We start from the raw sequence: 14,864 nt of genomic DNA on the forward strand, positions 1-14,864 counted from the left end.
CCTCTGCCTAGAGCATGCGGGTACGTAAGTGGGCGATATCGCGGCATTGCTGAAACAGCCGCAGACCTTGCGCCTGTGCCTGGCTCAGCACTTCGGCTTCATTGACTTGGGTAGCGTGGCCATCGGCGATCAGTTGCCGGCCATCGACCCAGACACTGGCGACGTTCTGGCTGCCCGCGGCAAATACCAGATTCCACAACACATTGCCGCCCTGGGGAGTGATTTCGGCCGGGGTCATGTTTGGTGTCTTCAGATCAAGCAACAGCAGGTCGGCGCGCTTGCCTACTTCCAGCGAGCCGATGTCGCGCTCCAGACCCAATGCGCGGGCGCCGTTGATGGTCGCCATGCGCAGCATCTGCTCGGCCGGCAGCACGGTGGCGTCCAGGCGGGTGGCTTTCTGAATCAACGAGGAAAATTTCATCTCCTCGAAAAGGCTCAGGCTGTTGTTGCACACCGGGCCGTCGGTACCCAGGCCGACAGTCAGCCCGGCCGCGAGCATCTCAGGTACCCGTGCCACGCCGCTGGCCAGTTTGGCGTTGCTGATCGGGCAGTGGGCAATGGCTGTGCCGGCGTCGGCCAGACGTTTGATTTCCTCATCATTCAACCAGACGCAATGGGCCAGCAGGGTACGCTCACCGAGAATTCCGTAGTGGTCCAGTTGCGCGATCGAGCGGCGGCCAAAATGCTCCTCGACAGCCTGGTCTTCCTCACGCTGCTCGCAGGCATGGGTATGGATGCCGACGCCGTAATCGCGCTGGCACTGCAAGGCTTCGGCGTAGGCATCGGCGGTGCAATAGAACAGGTGCTCAAGGCCCATCCATACCTGAATGCGGCCGTTCTGGCTGCCGTGGTGGCTGTGAATCAGCGCGCGATTCTCCGCGCGGGTAGCGAAGAAGTCCTTTCCCGGCGCATCGGCCACATAGGGCGCGAGATTCACCCGCAGGCCGATCTCGCCGGCGGCGTCGGCGCAGCGGTGCATGAAGCGATACATATCCATGACGCAGGTGGTGCCGCTTTTCAGCGCTTCCAGATAACACAGCCGTGCGGAGTGGTAGGCGTATTCTTCGGTAAGCGCGCGGTGTTCAAGCTGGTAGTACGGCAGCCAGTCCATCAGCTGCATGTTTTCGGTGACGCCACGCATCAGGCTCGTATGCGAGTGGCAGTCAATCAGGCCGGGCAGCAACGCGTGCCCCTCGGCGTCAATAATCGGGTAACCGTCCGGTACGGTTATGTCACTTGCCTCGCCCAATGCACGGATACGCCCATCTTCGACGATCAGGATGCCATTGGCGATGACCCGGTTGTGCGGATCCACGGTAAAAAGTGCGGCATTGCGAATGGCGAAGCGGTTCAACGGTTTTACCTCTGGGCCATGACTTCGCCGAAGAGTGCGAGTCTGTCGCGGCTCAGCGGTTGGATAATCAGGCGCGTGTTGTCATGTGGGAACGTCCAGACCGCAACCACGCAGAATCACCCCGGTAAGAAACTCGGCCGCATGATCGAAGTCCTGCTTTTCATATTCGGCCTTGTTCTCCACCATCAGAATCTGCACCTGGAAGTCGGCGTAATGCTGAGTCGATGACCAGATCAGGAAGATCAACTGCACCGGATCCACCTGGGCCATGCGCCCCTCGTCTATCCATTGCTGGATAACCATGGCTCGGCCCCTGACCCAGTCACGCATGGTGCCGCGCAAATGGTCCATCAGAAAGGGCGCGCCCTGGATGATTTCCATGGCGAACAGCCGCGAAGCCAGCGGGTGAGTGCGGGACAGCTCGACCTTGGTGCGGATGAATGCCGTCAGTGCCTTGGCCGGATCGTCCTCCGGTGAGACTGAGGTAAACACCGCATTCCAGCGCGACAGGATGTCGTCAAACATGGCGCCGTAGATTTCCTTCTTGTTGCTGAAGTAATACAGCACGTTGGATTTCGGCAGCTCTGCGCGCTCGGCAATATCCTGGATCGTGGCACCGCGAAAACCGTGCTGGGCGAATTCCTGCTCCGCCGCAGCCAGAATGATTTCGCGATTACGCTCGCGAATACGTCCGGGTCGGTAGGTCTTGGATCGGGTCTTGGTGGTCATGCCGTTGTCGTCACTTCTACGCGGTAGGGAGTTCGACATTAGCCGAACTCCCTGACTTGATCAAAAGTGAAATTTAACCAGGGCACTGACAGCGCTTTCGGTATCCATCACGTCTTCATCCAGACCGTACTTGTTGTTCCAGTACGAGTACTCGATACCCGCATAAAGAACGCTCGGGCTGCCGAAGTAGTTACCGATATCCAGCTTCAATTGCGGGTTGAAGTGGAAGTCGGACTCGTGGTCATCGGCGGCGGAAGACCAGTCGATATAACCGTCGAACAGAATGCGGGTAGGACCGAATTCCATGGGTGCGCCCCAGACTACGGTCAACTGGTAGTCATTATCGGTTTCGCTGTTGTTGACGTGGTAAACGCGGGTGCCAAAGAACTGCAGGCCGGGGATGTTCCAGTCCAGACCCATACCCAGCATCAGGTTGTTGACGTCGGTACCGCCGCCCATTTCGTACTGGCCGGACAGGGTGACGTCCTTGATCAGGCCGTCGCTCAGGTCGTTGCCGGTCAGCCAGCCGAGGCTGATGTTCGGCGCGAATTCGCCGTACAGGTCGTCGGAGTCGGCATCTTTACCGTGGCCCTGGTTACGGTCGACGAAGAAGAAGGTGCTGCCCCAGTTGTGCCCAGTAGCATTTTCGAAAGTGAAGTAGGTATCGGTACGCTTCTGCGGGCCGAAAGCCTCGTAGTCATCGCTGTAGAGCACAGAGATACTCGAATCAGAGAAGAATTTCTCGGCGTGAGCTGCGGGAGCGAAAGAGGCTGCGATGCAGACTGCCATAAGGGTTTTGCGCAATGTCGTCATGGTCGTTTCCTAGATGTGATTTAGTTTTGGTTTGGCATATGGGTGTTCAAGTCACTTGCTCGGCCTATAAGGTTGGCCGATTGATAAAGGGGTATTCAGTTGCGTCCGCGTGGGATTCCACGACAGCAGCACCAGCACGACGATGGTGACCAGGTAAGGCAGCATCGCCAGCAGCTCGGTCGAGCTGCGCCAGCCGAGCCCCTGGAGGACCAGATGCAGAATGCTCGCGGCGCCGAACAGATAGGCGCCAAGCAGCACCCGTTCCGGCTTCCAGGTCGCGAAGACCACCAGCGCCAGCGCAATCCAGCCACGCCCCGAGGTCATGTTTTCGGTCCACATCGGGGTGTAGGCCAGCGACAGATAGGCGCCAGCGAGACCGGCCATGCCGCCGCCAAAGGCCACCGCCAGGTAACGCACCGCCAGCACCCGCATGCCATTGGCATTGGCCGCCTCTGGGGATTCACCCACGGCTCGCACGATCAGCCCTCCCCGGCTGTAGCGCAGGAATACGAACACCAGCACGAACAGCAGCAGCGACAGGTAGACCAGCAGGTCCTGGCGGAACAGCACGGTGCCGAGCACGGGAATCTCGGACAGGTAGGGAATGGCAATTTTGGGGAAGCCCGAGATCGAACTACCGACGTGGCCGCTGCCAATAAAGGCGCTCAAACCGGTTCCGAAGATGGTCAGCGCCAGACCGGCCGCGTATTGATTGGCGGCCAGGGTGACGGCCATCAGTGCGAACAGCATCGACATCAGAATGCCGGCAGCGATCGCAGCGAGAACCCCGACTGCCAGGCTGCCGCTGGTCACGGCGGCGATAAAACCCATGACCGCGCCCATCAGCATCATGCCTTCCTGGCCCAGGTTGAGGACCCCAGAGCGCTCGCAGACCAGTTCACCCAGCGCCACCAGCAGTAGCGGTGTGCCGGCGATAACGGTAGCGGCGAGTATATTGGTGATCAGCAGCGTATCCATATCAGGCCTCCTGCCCGGTTGTAGCAGCAGCCAGCGGTCGGCGCAGCCGCAGGCGATAATGGATAAAGGCGTCACAGGTCAGCAGATAGAACAGCAGCAGCCCTTGAAACAGCCCGGTAATCGCCTTGGGCAGGTTCATCGCGATCTGCAGCATCTCGCCGCCCATGAACGTCAGCGCCAGCAGCGCACTGGCCAGCACAATGCCCAGTGCCTGCATACGGCCGAGGAACACCACGATGATCGCGGTGTAGCCGTAGCCGGGAGACACCTGAGGCACCAACTGGCCAATCGGCCCACTGACCTCGGAGGCGCCGGCCAGACCGGCCATCGCGCCGGCCAGCAGAAACGCCAGCCAGGTCAGCCGCCGCGCGCCGAACCCGGCAAAGGCAGCAGCGCGGGTGTCCTGACCCAGCACCTTGAGTTGAAAGCCGACGAAGGTACGGGTAAAAAGCACGCCCACCACCACGGCGGCCAGCAGCGCGAACAACAGGCCGATATGCAGGCGCGTGTCGGGGATCAGTTTGGGCAACAGGGCGGCGGCGGCGAACATTTCCGATTGCGGAAAGCCGAAGCCCATCGGGTCCTTGAGCGGGCCGTGCACTGTGTAGAGCAGCAGGTTCAGCGCAATGTAGTTGAGCATGATGGTGGTGAGAATTTCATTGCAGTGAAAATGCGTTTTCAGCACCGCGGCGATCCAGGCCCAGAGTGCTCCGGCGATTGCCCCGGCCAGCAGCACGGCGGGCAATACCCAGAAGCCGCCGTGTTCGGTCAGTTGCAGGGCCACCACCGAGGCCCAGAGTGCGCCCATGAGAAAGTGGCCCTCGGCACCGATATTCCACAGCTTTGCGCGGTAGCAGATGGTCAGGCCTGCGGCGCAGAGCAATAGTGGCGCCATTTTCAGACCCAGTTCGGCCCAGCCATGGGCATCGCTCAGGGGGATCAGAAAGAAAAACGTCAGGCCTTCAATGGGATCTTTGCCCAGCGCCATAAACAGACCCAACGCGGTTATCACGGTCAGCACCAGGGCCAGCAGTGGTGAGGCCCACTGCATCAGCCGCGAATCGGTGGCTCGGCGTTCAAGCGACAGCATGGGTGGGCCCCTTGTCCTGGGCTGCGCCCGTTGGGAAGTCACCGGCCATCCACTGGCCGAGTTGTTCGATACTCAATTCCGCAGTGGGCACCAGCGGCGACAGGCGGCCGCTGCAGATCGCACCCATGCGGTTGCACAGTTGGTAGAGCTCATCGAGGTCTTCAGAGATCAACAGGACGGCGGCGCCTTGGTCACGCAGCGCTACGAGCGCCTCGTGGATCGCCACGGCCGAGCCGACATCCACACCCCAGGTCGGATGCGAGGCGACCAACAGGCGTGGCTCCTGCAAGGCTTCGCGGCCGATGATGAATTTCTGCAGGTTACCCCCGGACAGGCTGGCCGCCGGGCTGTCGATACCGCTGCAGCGCACCCCGAACTGCTCGCGTATGCGCGTGGCGAACTCGCGGATCTTGCCGCCCTTGAGCAAGCCGCGTTTGACCAGCCCGCGGTCGTAGGCGGTCAGCAGGGTATTCTCGGTCAGCGACATTGCCGGCACGGCGCCACGCCCCAGACGCTCCTCGGGCACCACGGCGACACCCAGGCGGCGGCGCTGGGCCGCACCACGGCGGCCAATCGGCATGCCGCCGAGCTGCAGGCTGTCGGCGGCGACCAGCACTTCGCCGGAGAGCGCGCGCAGCAACTCGTCCTGACCGTTGCCGGCCACCCCGGCGATGCCGACGATTTCGCCGGCGCGCAGCTGCATGTTGATGTTGCCCAGGCTGGTGCCAAAGGGGTCGCGGCTGGCGTAGCTGAGATCCTTCAGCGTCAGCAGCGTTTCACCCGGTTCGGCCGGAGCAACCTGGGTAGACAGCGGCGTATCGTTGCCCACCATCATTCGCGCTATGTCATCGGTGGATACGTCGGCGGGCCGGCACTCACCGGTAACCCGGCCCTGGCGCAAGACCGTGGCGCGGTGGCACAGATCGCGCACTTCCTGCAGTTTATGGCTGATAAACAGAATGCTGCAGCCTTCGCTGGACAGCTGCCGCAGCGTACGGAACAGCACCTCGACTTCCTGCGGTGTAAGCACGGAAGTGGGTTCATCAAGAATCAGCAGCGAGCTTTCCTGAATCAGGCAGCGGACGATCTCTACCCGCTGGCGCTCGCCAATGGACAGGGTGTTGACGTAGCGACGAGGGTCGAGAGTCATGCCGTAATGGGCAGAGACTTCGCGAATGCGCGTGTCCAGACGGCCGCGGTTGCGCGCTTCGGCGGCGGGCAGGCTAAGCGCAATGTTCTCGGCTACAGTCAGGGTGTCGAATAGCGAAAAATGCTGGAATACCATGCCGATGCCCAGCTCACGCGCATGCGCCGGACCCTGCAATACCAGCGGCTGACCATTCCAGGTGAGAGAGCCCTCGTCCGGCTGGATGACACCATAGATGATCTTCATCAAGGTGCTCTTACCGGCGCCGTTTTCACCCAGCAACGCATGGATCTCGCCGGCGCTGACGGTCAGCTGGACACCGTCATTCGCCCGGCAGCCGGGGTATTGCTTGACGATGTTCTGCAGTTTCAGGCGTTCAGCCGCTAGCATTGCGATCCCCGGCGTGTAATAACGTAGGTGTAATAAACTGACCAAATAATCAACATTTACTCCATGAGCAATTTGCTTGCCACATAAGCTGAAACGTTAAATATTTTTTAAATGGACTAAGTGGTCAGCTTTTTGCAGTTGTTTGCATTCACTACCTCGAACCCCGCGCCAGCGCTTGCTGGGCTGAATTGGCCAACGCCGGGGAATACGGTTAACAGTAGAGAGCGCGGAGAACACTGTGATTGAGTTTCATCTGAACGGTCAGCCCCAGACGCTGGAAAGTGCTGACCCAAACCTGAGCATTCTCGAATGGCTGCGCACCAAAATGCGGCTCACCGGCACCAAGGAAGGTTGTGCGTCTGGCGATTGTGGCGCTTGTACCGTCATGCTGGGTACGCCATCGGAACAGGATGGCTTGAGCTATCAGAGCGTTAACAGCTGTATAGCCCTGATCGGCAGCCTGCACGGCAAGCATCTGGTGACTATTGACGCATTGCAGAGCGAGCCGGCGCATCCGGTGCAGACGGCCATGGTCGAGTGTCATGGTTCGCAATGCGGCTTCTGTACGCCAGGCATCATTATGTCGCTGGTAGCGCTGCATCATGAGGCAGCCAAGCAACCGGCATGTGATCGCCATCGGGTGCTGGAAGCGCTGTCGGGCAATCTGTGTCGCTGCACCGGTTACCGGCCGATCATGGATGCGGCGACGCGATCCATCGTCAACGGCGTGCAGGAATGGGATGGCGGCGGCTTGCTGAAGGCGGCCGTTCCCTCAGTCAAGGACACCCCCGCAGCCAGCCTGCGAGATGCCCAGGGCAAACGCTTCGACGCCCCGGTGACCCTGGAGCAGTTGCGTGACCTGCTGGCCGGGTCGCCTGATGCGCGGCTGGTGGCTGGTAGTACCGATCTGGCTCTGGAAATTACCCAGCAGCTGAAAACGCTGCCGCATCTGGTCTCCACCGAGCAGGTGCCGGAGCTGCAGCGCATCGACACCACAGATGAAGGTTTGTGTATTGGCGCCGCCGTCAGCTATCGCCGCGCCGGTAGTGTGCTGAACGACCGCTGGCCTGCCTTCGGCCCGATGCTGGAGCGCCTTGGCTCGCTGCAGATTCGCAATCGCGGCACCCTGGGCGGCAATATTGGCAACGCCTCTCCGATCGCCGACATGCCACCGCCGCTGATCGCGCTGGGCGCGCAGATTCAGCTCGACAGCGTTGAAGGGACGCGCTGGTTGGCGTTGGAGGACTTCTTCCTGGATTACCGCAAGACCGCTCTGCGCGCAGGTGAATTCATTCGTACGGTGCGGGTGCCGGAGCCGCGGTCAGACGCATCGACAGCAGTCGAGCGGCTGTTTATCTATAAGGTCTCCAAGCGCTTGGATGATGACATTTCTGCGGTGCTGGGCGCCTTCTGGTTCCAGTTTGACGGCGAGCAGATCATCGATTGCCGTCTGGCCTATGGCGGCATGGCGGCCACTCCCAAGCGTGCGCGTGTAGCGGAAGCCGCTTTGCGCGGTGCGTCCTTTGACGATGTCAGTATTTCCCATGCCATTGCTGCGCTGGCCAGCGATTTTTCCCCGATGTCGGACGTGCGTGCCTCGGCCGCGTACCGCGCGCAGGTAGCCGGCAATCTGCTGCGCCGCGCGTTGCTGGAATACAGTGCCGGCGCTGACAGCGATGACAAACTGATGGTGACCGATTATGCGTAAGCTTCCCGAAGCCCTGACCAATCACCCCGGGCAGCCCGTCGGGCTAGCCGGACATAACGCCCACCACGACAGTGCCTGGAAGCACGTACGCGGTCAGGCGCGCTATATCGATGACCTGCCGGAGCCGGAAGGCCTGCTGCATGCAGCTGTCGGGCACAGTGAGCAGGCGCATGCGCGGGTGCTGAACATGGACCTGAGCGCGGTACGCAGCTACCCCGGTGTCATCGCCGTGGTCACCGTTGCCGATGTACCCGGGCATACGGATATCGGACCGGTATTTCCGGGTGACCCGGTGCTGGCGGGCGAGATTGTTGAGCATATCGGTCAGCCAATCTTCGCCGTCGCTGCCATCAGTCACGATGCCGCGCGCAAGGCCGCGCGTCTGGCCAAGGTCGAGTACCAACCGCTGCCACCGGTGCTGACCACCGCCGAAGCGCTGGAAAAGGCCTTCTATGTGCGGCCCAGCCATACCCAGCAGCGCGGCGAGCCGGACCAGGCGCTGGCCGATGCACCGCATCGTTTGCGTGGGCAACTCAACGTTGGCGGGCAGGAGCATTTTTATCTGGAAGGTCAGGCCTGTCTGGTCGAGCCGACCGAGGATGGCGGCATGTTCGTGCACACCTCCAGTCAGCATCCCTCTGAAGTGCAGAAACTGGTGGCCGAAGTGCTCGGCGTGCCGATCCATGAAGTCCAGGCGGAAGTACGACGCATGGGCGGCGGCTTTGGTGGCAAGGAAACCCAGGCTGCGGCACTGGCCTGTGTCGCCGCCCTGCTCGCTCATGTGACTGGCAAGCCGGTGAAATACCGGTTGTCACGCGCGGATGACATGGTGCAGACCGGCAAACGCCATGACTTTTTCAATACCTATGATGTCGGCTTTGATCAGGACGGTATGCTGCACGGCGCGGACTTGATGGTCGCCGGGCGCTGCGGATTTTCACCGGATCTGTCTGATGCAATTGTCGACCGCGCGATGTTCCATGCCGACAACGCCTATTTTCTCAATCAGGCGCGGGTAACCGGCCACCGCTGCAAAACCCATACGGTGTCCAATACGGCCTTCCGTGGTTTTGGCGGCCCGCAGGGCATGATGATTATCGAGCAGGCCATGGACGATATCGCCCGTTACCTGCAACTTGATCCGCTGACGGTGCGCAAGCGCAATCTCTACCGTGAAGGGCGCGATACTACCCATTACGGCCAGACCATCGAGCAGCATCTGTTGCCGCGGCTGGTCGATGAGCTGGAAGCCAGCTCCGACTACCAGGCGCGACGTCAGCAGATCACCGCGTTCAACCGCAAGAGCCCGATACTCAAGCGCGGCCTGGCGCTGACGCCGATCAAGTTTGGTATCTCCTTTACCGCCAAACACCTGAACCAGGCTGGCGCTTTGGTGTTGATCTACACCGACGGCAGTATTCACCTGAATCATGGCGGCACCGAGATGGGCCAGGGGCTGTACGTGAAAATTGCCCAGGTCGTGGCCTCGGCCTTTCAGGTGGATCTGGCGCGGGTCAAGGTCTCGGCCACACGGACTGACAAGGTGCCCAATACCTCGCCCACGGCCGCGTCCTCGGGGTCGGACCTGAACGGTATGGCGGCGCTGGATGCCTGCGAAAAGATCAAGGCCGGGCTGGTGGCGTTTGCTGCCGAGCACTTTGCTTGTGAGCCGGGCGAGGTGCGCTTCGAAAACAACCAGGTGGTGGCTGGCGATCAGCGGGTCGACTGGGCCAAGTTCGTCCAGACCGCCTATATGCAACGGGTGTCGCTGTCTTCAACCGGCTTCTATGCCACACCGAAGATCTATTACGACCACGAGAAGGGTCAGGGCCATCCGTTCCTGTATTACGCCAATGGCGCGGCCTGTTCCGAGGTGGTAGTGGATACGCTTACCGGCGAGTACCGCGTATTGCGCACCGACATTCTGCATGATGCCGGGCAGTCGCTGAATCCGGAGATCGATATCGGTCAGATCGAGGGCGGTTTTATTCAGGGCATGGGTTGGCTGACCACCGAGGAGCTGGTGTACAGCGATACCGGTCAGTTGCTGACCACTGGCCCGGCGACCTACAAGATCCCTGCTGTGTCGGATACGCCACCGGACATGCGCGTGACGCTACTGGCCTCCAGCCCGAATCCGGAATCCACGGTGTTCCGCTCCAAGGCGGTCGGCGAGCCACCCCTGATGCTGGGTATTTCGGTCTGGAGTGCCCTGCGTGATGCGGTCGCCAGCCTGGCGGATTATCGCTACAGCCCACCACTGGACACGCCAGCCACGCCCGAACGCATGTTGACCGCAATGAACGTCACGCGCGCCTGGGCCGCACAACAACGGGAGGAACAGCCATGCAGCATCGCATGACTTGGTACCAGGCGGTCGCCGAGTGCGAGCGTCAGGGCGAACCCTATGTGCTGGTCACCATTCTCGGCGTAGCCGGCTCCGTGCCGCGTGAGCCCTCCAGCAAGATGGTGGTCACCGGTGAGCACAGTTACGACACCATTGGTGGCGGGCATCTTGAGTATCAGGTAATCGCCCGTGCCCGCGAGCAGCTGGCCGCAGGGCGCTTCGAGTCGCATATGGAGCATTTTCCGCTCGGCGCCAGTCTGGGCCAGTGTTGCGGCGGTAGCGTCAGTGTTTTGCTGGAAGGTCAGCGTGGCAGTGATGCCCGGCTGGTGGTGTTCGGTGCCGGGCATGTCGCCCGTGCGCTGATGACTATCATGGGGCAACTGCCCTGGCGGGTCACCTGGGTCGACTCGCGTGAAGACGGATTTCCACAGGAGATACCGGATAACGTCAATGTGCATTTCAGCGAAGACCCTGCGGGCGATGCTGCGAGCCTCTGCGCTAACGCCCATGCGCTGATCCTGACGCATAACCATCAGCTGGATTACGAGCTGTGCCGTGCACTGCTCAATGCGGGTAGTGCTTTAAGCATTGGCTTGATCGGCTCGCAGACCAAGGCCGAGCGTTTCCGCAAGCGCCTGGAGCACCGTGGCCACAGTGCACAACAGATTGAATGCATTCGTTGCCCGGTAGGCCGCCAGGACGTGCCCGGCAAGCGACCCATGGAAGTCGCGGTATCCATTATGGCCGAGCTGCTGACGCTGGCCGGCAGTCAGGCGGCCGCACCCTTGCAGCGCCGTGGTGTGAGCTGGCCACAGTTACGCGGCCTGATGCGGGCAGACAGTGATAACCAGACAACGGAGCATTCATGACCCTGGAACAATTCAATCAGATGCCCGAGGCCGAGGCGGAGACGCTGATGCGCGACTGCTGCGCAGCCGAAGCCTGGGTGCGTGGCATGGTCGGTGCACGGCCTTTTGCTTCGCCCGAGGCGCTGCATGGATCCGCTCGAGCTTTATGGCCCAGCCTGATGGAAAGTGACTGGCTGGCGGCTTTTGAAGCCCACCCGAAGATTGGCGACATCAAAAGCCTGAAGGCACGTTACGCAAGTACCGAAGCCATGGCCAGCGGCGAACAGGCTGGCGCGCGTGTCGCGTCCGAAGCCGTGTTGCACAGGCTGAAAGAGGGCAATGATGCCTATTACGCCAAATTCGGTTTCATCTTTATTGTCTGCGCCACCGGCAAGTCCGCTGAGCAGATGCTCGAGTTGCTTGAAGCGCGCCTGCCCAATGAGCGCGCCGAGGAAATCCGTATCGCCGCCGCCGAACAGGCGAAAATAACGCATATTCGATTGGATAAATTGCTATGAGCACCCGCAGTCAGATCACCACGCATATTCTTGATCTCGGTTCCGGCCGGCCTGCCGCCGGGGTCAGCGTCCGCCTGGAACAACAGACCGATACCGGCTGGCGCGAGCTGGCCAGCGCCAGCACCGATACCGATGGCCGTATTCTTGATGCCTTCCCGCTCAAGGTTGATGCCGGCACTTACCGTCTGACCTTCGACACTCAGGGTTATTTCCAGCAGCAGGAAAAGCGCTGTTTCTATCCCTTGGTGACCATCGCCTTCTGCCTCGACGAGGCCGACGTCCACTATCACGTACCACTGCTGTTGAATCAGTGGGGCTACTCGACTTATCGGGGGAGCTAATGACTGATTCCAAACCCACCGTCTTTCCCCCCGGCTGCCGCGCTTTCCGCGGTCCTTTACTGCATTTTCTTGCTGATCCGGGTTTGGGCAAACCTGCCCCTGGCAGTTATGAATACCTGCAGGATGGTCTGCTGGTAGTAGCAGGTGGGCGCGTGTTGGCGACTGGCGAGGCCGAGCAGCTGTTGCCGGTGCTACCCGCCGCTACCGCTGTGGAGCATTGGCCGAACAGTCTGATCGTACCGGGCTTTATCGACACTCATGTGCATATGCCGCAGTTGCGGGTCATGGCCAGTTACGGCACGCAGTTGCTGGAGTGGCTGGAAACCTACACCTTTCCGACCGAATCGCGGTTCGCCGATCAGGCATTTTCCGCCAGCCAATCACAACTGTTTCTCGATCTGCTGCTGGCGCACGGCACCACCTCCGGGCTGGTATTTGCCACCTCGCATCAGGTGTCTGCCGATGCGCTTTTTGCTGCGTCCGATCGCTACAACATGGCGCTGACCACCGGCAAGGTAATGATGGACACCAACGCGCCCGACGGCCTGCGTGACACCGCTGAGGCCAGCTACCGGGAAAGCCGCGAACTGATTGACCGCTGGCACGGCAAAGGTCGCCAGCGCTACGCGATTACCCCGCGCTTTGCCGCCACCTCGTCCGCGGAGCAGTTGAGTTATGCCGGGCAGTTGCTGGCTGACTGCCCAGGCGTGTTGATGCAGACCCACTGGGCGGAAAATCATGCCGAGATTGCCTGGATCAAGGAGTTGTTTCCCGAGCGAAAGGACTATCTGGACGTCTACGATCACTTTGGTCTGCTTGGTGATCACAGTGTGCTCGCGCATGGCATCCATATCAGCGACGAGAATCGCCAACGTCTGGCGCAAACCGGTACACGCATCGCTTTTTGTCCGACCTCCAATACCTTTCTGGGCAGCGGCCTGTTCGATCTACGCAGCGCTGTCGATGCGGGTGTGCAGGTGGGCCTGGCCTCCGATGTCGGCGGCGGCACCAGTCTGTCGATGCTGGTGACCATGGCCGAGGCCTACAAGGTCTGCCAACTGCGCGGCCAGTCGCTGAACCCGCTGAAAGCCTTCTACATGGCCACGCTGGGCAATGCCGAAGTGCTGCATCAGGCCGATCAGACCGGCAATTTGCAGGCGGGTAAATATGCCGATTTTCTGGTGCTGGACCGCGCCGCCGGGCCGATCCTTAAACTCAAGAGCACGCCCGACTCGGACCTGTCGGGGATGCTGTTCGATCTGATGATTCTTGGCGACGACCGGGCCATACGTCGCACCTATATTGCCGGGCAGTGCCGGTACGATCGCGATACCGTAGAAGGAGCTGCGCTCAATGCATGCGTATCTGGCTGATTGGCTGAGTCTGATAATTCGTTGGTTTCATGTGATTGCCGGGGTGGCCTGGATTGGCGCCTCTTTCTATTTTGTCTGGCTGGACAATCACCTGCGCGAGCCGCCGGACTGGAAAAAGCAGAAAGGCATCAAGGGCGATCTGTGGGCGATCCATGGTGGCGGTATTTACGAGGTTGCCAAGTACCGGTTGGGGCCGGAACAGATGCCGCGCAAGCTGCACTGGTTCAAGTGGGAAGCCTACAGCACCCTCATGAGCGGCATGGCACTGCTGTTTGCGGTGTACTACTTCGGCAACCCGGGCTATCTGATCGACAGCAGCAAGCTGGCGCTGAGTACCGGTGGCGCCATTGCCGTCGGCATGGGCACGCTGGTGGGCGTAATGCTGATTTACGAGGCGCTGATCCGCAGTCCGTTATCGCGCAACGGTCTGGCCTTCGGCGCGGTGTTGTTCGTTATTCTGGTGGCCGTGTCCTGGGCCATGTTCCAGGTATTTGCCGGGCGTGGAGCCTTCATCCATGTGGGCGCGGTAATTGGCACCATCATGGTCGCCAACGTGTTTCTCGGCATCGTTCCGGCCCAGCGCGCGTTGGTCGGTGCGATTGAGCGAGGCGAGGAGCCGGATGCTCATGTAGCACTGCTGGCGGAGCGGGCCAAGCTGCGTTCGACGCATAATAACTACCTGACCCTGCCGGTCATTTTTATCATGATCAGCAACCACTACCCGATGTTCTATGGGCATGCGCATGGCTGGGCAGTGCTGGCTGCCATCGGTTTCATAACCGCGTTCGCCCGGCACTTTTTCAATTTGCGCCACCAGGGCATCACCCGGCCATCAATCCTGGTCATCAGTGCGGTGCTGACGCTGGGATTGATCTGGGCGATGGCACCAAGCCGCCCGGATGCCAGCCAGGCTGCCGATGCTGAGCAGGTCAGCGACATCGCCATTACCGCGCTGGTGGAAACCCATTGTCAGGGTTGCCATGCGGATAGGCCGACGCATCCGGCCTTCCAGGCGCCGCCCGCCGGTATTTCGCTGGGCACGCTGGAGCAACTCAGGGAACACACCGATCAGGTCTATCAGGCCTCTGTAGCAACCGACTATATGCCGTTGGGCAATACCACCGGAATGACACGCGAAGAGCGCGATATGTTGGGGGCTTGGTTGAGACAGGCGGAGTGATTGTTCCAGGTTCCTGCGAGCCCGGCTAGGCTCGCAGGAACCTGGGGC

The 14,864-nt window shown here is 60.9% G+C and carries 13 protein-coding genes; 7 read left to right on the top strand and 6 right to left on the bottom strand.

Annotated elements, in window-relative coordinates:
• Positions 1-7 precede the first annotated feature (7 nt).
• The 6 genes from DT594_RS12510 to DT594_RS12535 all read right to left on the bottom strand — a co-directional run bounded on the left by DT594_RS12510 (position 8) and on the right by DT594_RS12535 (position 6,501).
• The gene (locus DT594_RS12510; protein WP_149332969.1) at positions 8-1,354 is read right to left on the bottom strand and encodes an amidohydrolase family protein; all 1,347 of its coding nucleotides are present in this window, start codon (positions 1,352-1,354) and stop codon (positions 8-10) included.
• 81 nt (positions 1,355-1,435) lie between these two features.
• Positions 1,436-2,083: a TetR/AcrR family transcriptional regulator gene (locus DT594_RS12515; RefSeq protein WP_218574526.1), complete on the bottom strand. Its 648-nt coding sequence runs from the start codon at positions 2,081-2,083 to the stop codon at positions 1,436-1,438.
• Positions 2,084-2,143: 60 nt separating this feature from the next.
• Positions 2,144-2,896 carry an outer membrane protein OmpK gene (locus DT594_RS12520; protein WP_149332971.1) on the bottom strand — a complete coding sequence of 251 codons (753 nt, stop codon included), beginning with the start codon at positions 2,894-2,896 and terminating at the stop codon, positions 2,144-2,146.
• 51 nt (positions 2,897-2,947) lie between these two features.
• Positions 2,948-3,874, bottom strand: coding sequence for an ABC transporter permease (locus tag DT594_RS12525; RefSeq protein ID WP_149332972.1), 927 nt, complete (start codon positions 3,872-3,874; stop codon positions 2,948-2,950).
• Position 3,875: 1 nt separating this feature from the next.
• Positions 3,876-4,964 carry an ABC transporter permease gene (locus DT594_RS12530; protein WP_149332973.1) on the bottom strand — a complete coding sequence of 363 codons (1,089 nt, stop codon included), beginning with the start codon at positions 4,962-4,964 and terminating at the stop codon, positions 3,876-3,878.
• On the bottom strand, positions 4,951-6,501 hold the full coding sequence (locus DT594_RS12535; protein WP_149332974.1) for an ABC transporter ATP-binding protein: 1,551 nt from the start codon (positions 6,499-6,501) through the stop codon (positions 4,951-4,953). The genes DT594_RS12530 and DT594_RS12535 overlap by 14 nt, the downstream gene beginning before the upstream one ends.
• Before the next feature lie 238 nt (positions 6,502-6,739).
• Between DT594_RS12535 and xdhA the strand changes: the two genes are divergently transcribed.
• The 7 genes from xdhA to DT594_RS12570 are packed head-to-tail and all read left to right on the top strand — an operon-like array spanning position 6,740 to position 14,816.
• The gene (gene xdhA / locus DT594_RS12540; RefSeq protein ID WP_149332975.1) at positions 6,740-8,209 is read left to right on the top strand and encodes a xanthine dehydrogenase small subunit; all 1,470 of its coding nucleotides are present in this window, start codon (positions 6,740-6,742) and stop codon (positions 8,207-8,209) included.
• Positions 8,202-10,571: a xanthine dehydrogenase molybdopterin binding subunit gene (gene xdhB, locus DT594_RS12545; protein WP_149332976.1), complete on the top strand. Its 2,370-nt coding sequence runs from the start codon at positions 8,202-8,204 to the stop codon at positions 10,569-10,571. The genes xdhA and xdhB overlap by 8 nt, the downstream gene beginning before the upstream one ends.
• On the top strand, positions 10,556-11,425 hold the full coding sequence (xdhC, locus tag DT594_RS12550; protein ID WP_149332977.1) for a xanthine dehydrogenase accessory protein XdhC: 870 nt from the start codon (positions 10,556-10,558) through the stop codon (positions 11,423-11,425). The genes xdhB and xdhC overlap by 16 nt, the downstream gene beginning before the upstream one ends.
• Entirely contained in the window at positions 11,422-11,922 is a 501-nt protein-coding gene (gene uraD, locus DT594_RS12555; RefSeq protein WP_149332978.1) for a 2-oxo-4-hydroxy-4-carboxy-5-ureidoimidazoline decarboxylase, read from the top strand. The genes xdhC and uraD overlap by 4 nt, the downstream gene beginning before the upstream one ends.
• Complete coding sequence (gene uraH / locus DT594_RS12560) at positions 11,919-12,263, top strand: hydroxyisourate hydrolase (protein WP_149332979.1); 345 nt, start codon at positions 11,919-11,921, stop codon at positions 12,261-12,263. Before uraD ends, uraH begins: the two co-directional genes overlap by 4 nt.
• Positions 12,263-13,636 carry a guanine deaminase gene (gene guaD, locus DT594_RS12565; RefSeq protein ID WP_149332980.1) on the top strand — a complete coding sequence of 458 codons (1,374 nt, stop codon included), beginning with the start codon at positions 12,263-12,265 and terminating at the stop codon, positions 13,634-13,636. Before uraH ends, guaD begins: the two co-directional genes overlap by 1 nt.
• Positions 13,617-14,816 (top strand): urate hydroxylase PuuD, encoded by a 1,200-nt coding sequence (locus DT594_RS12570; protein ID WP_149332981.1) that lies wholly within the window; start codon positions 13,617-13,619, stop codon positions 14,814-14,816. The genes guaD and DT594_RS12570 overlap by 20 nt, the downstream gene beginning before the upstream one ends.
• The last annotated feature ends 48 nt before the right edge of the window (positions 14,817-14,864 follow it).

Origin of the sequence: Halopseudomonas laoshanensis, assembly GCF_008365385.1 — a bacterium.
In the GTDB taxonomy this organism is placed as follows: domain Bacteria; phylum Pseudomonadota; class Gammaproteobacteria; order Pseudomonadales; family Pseudomonadaceae; genus Halopseudomonas; species Halopseudomonas laoshanensis.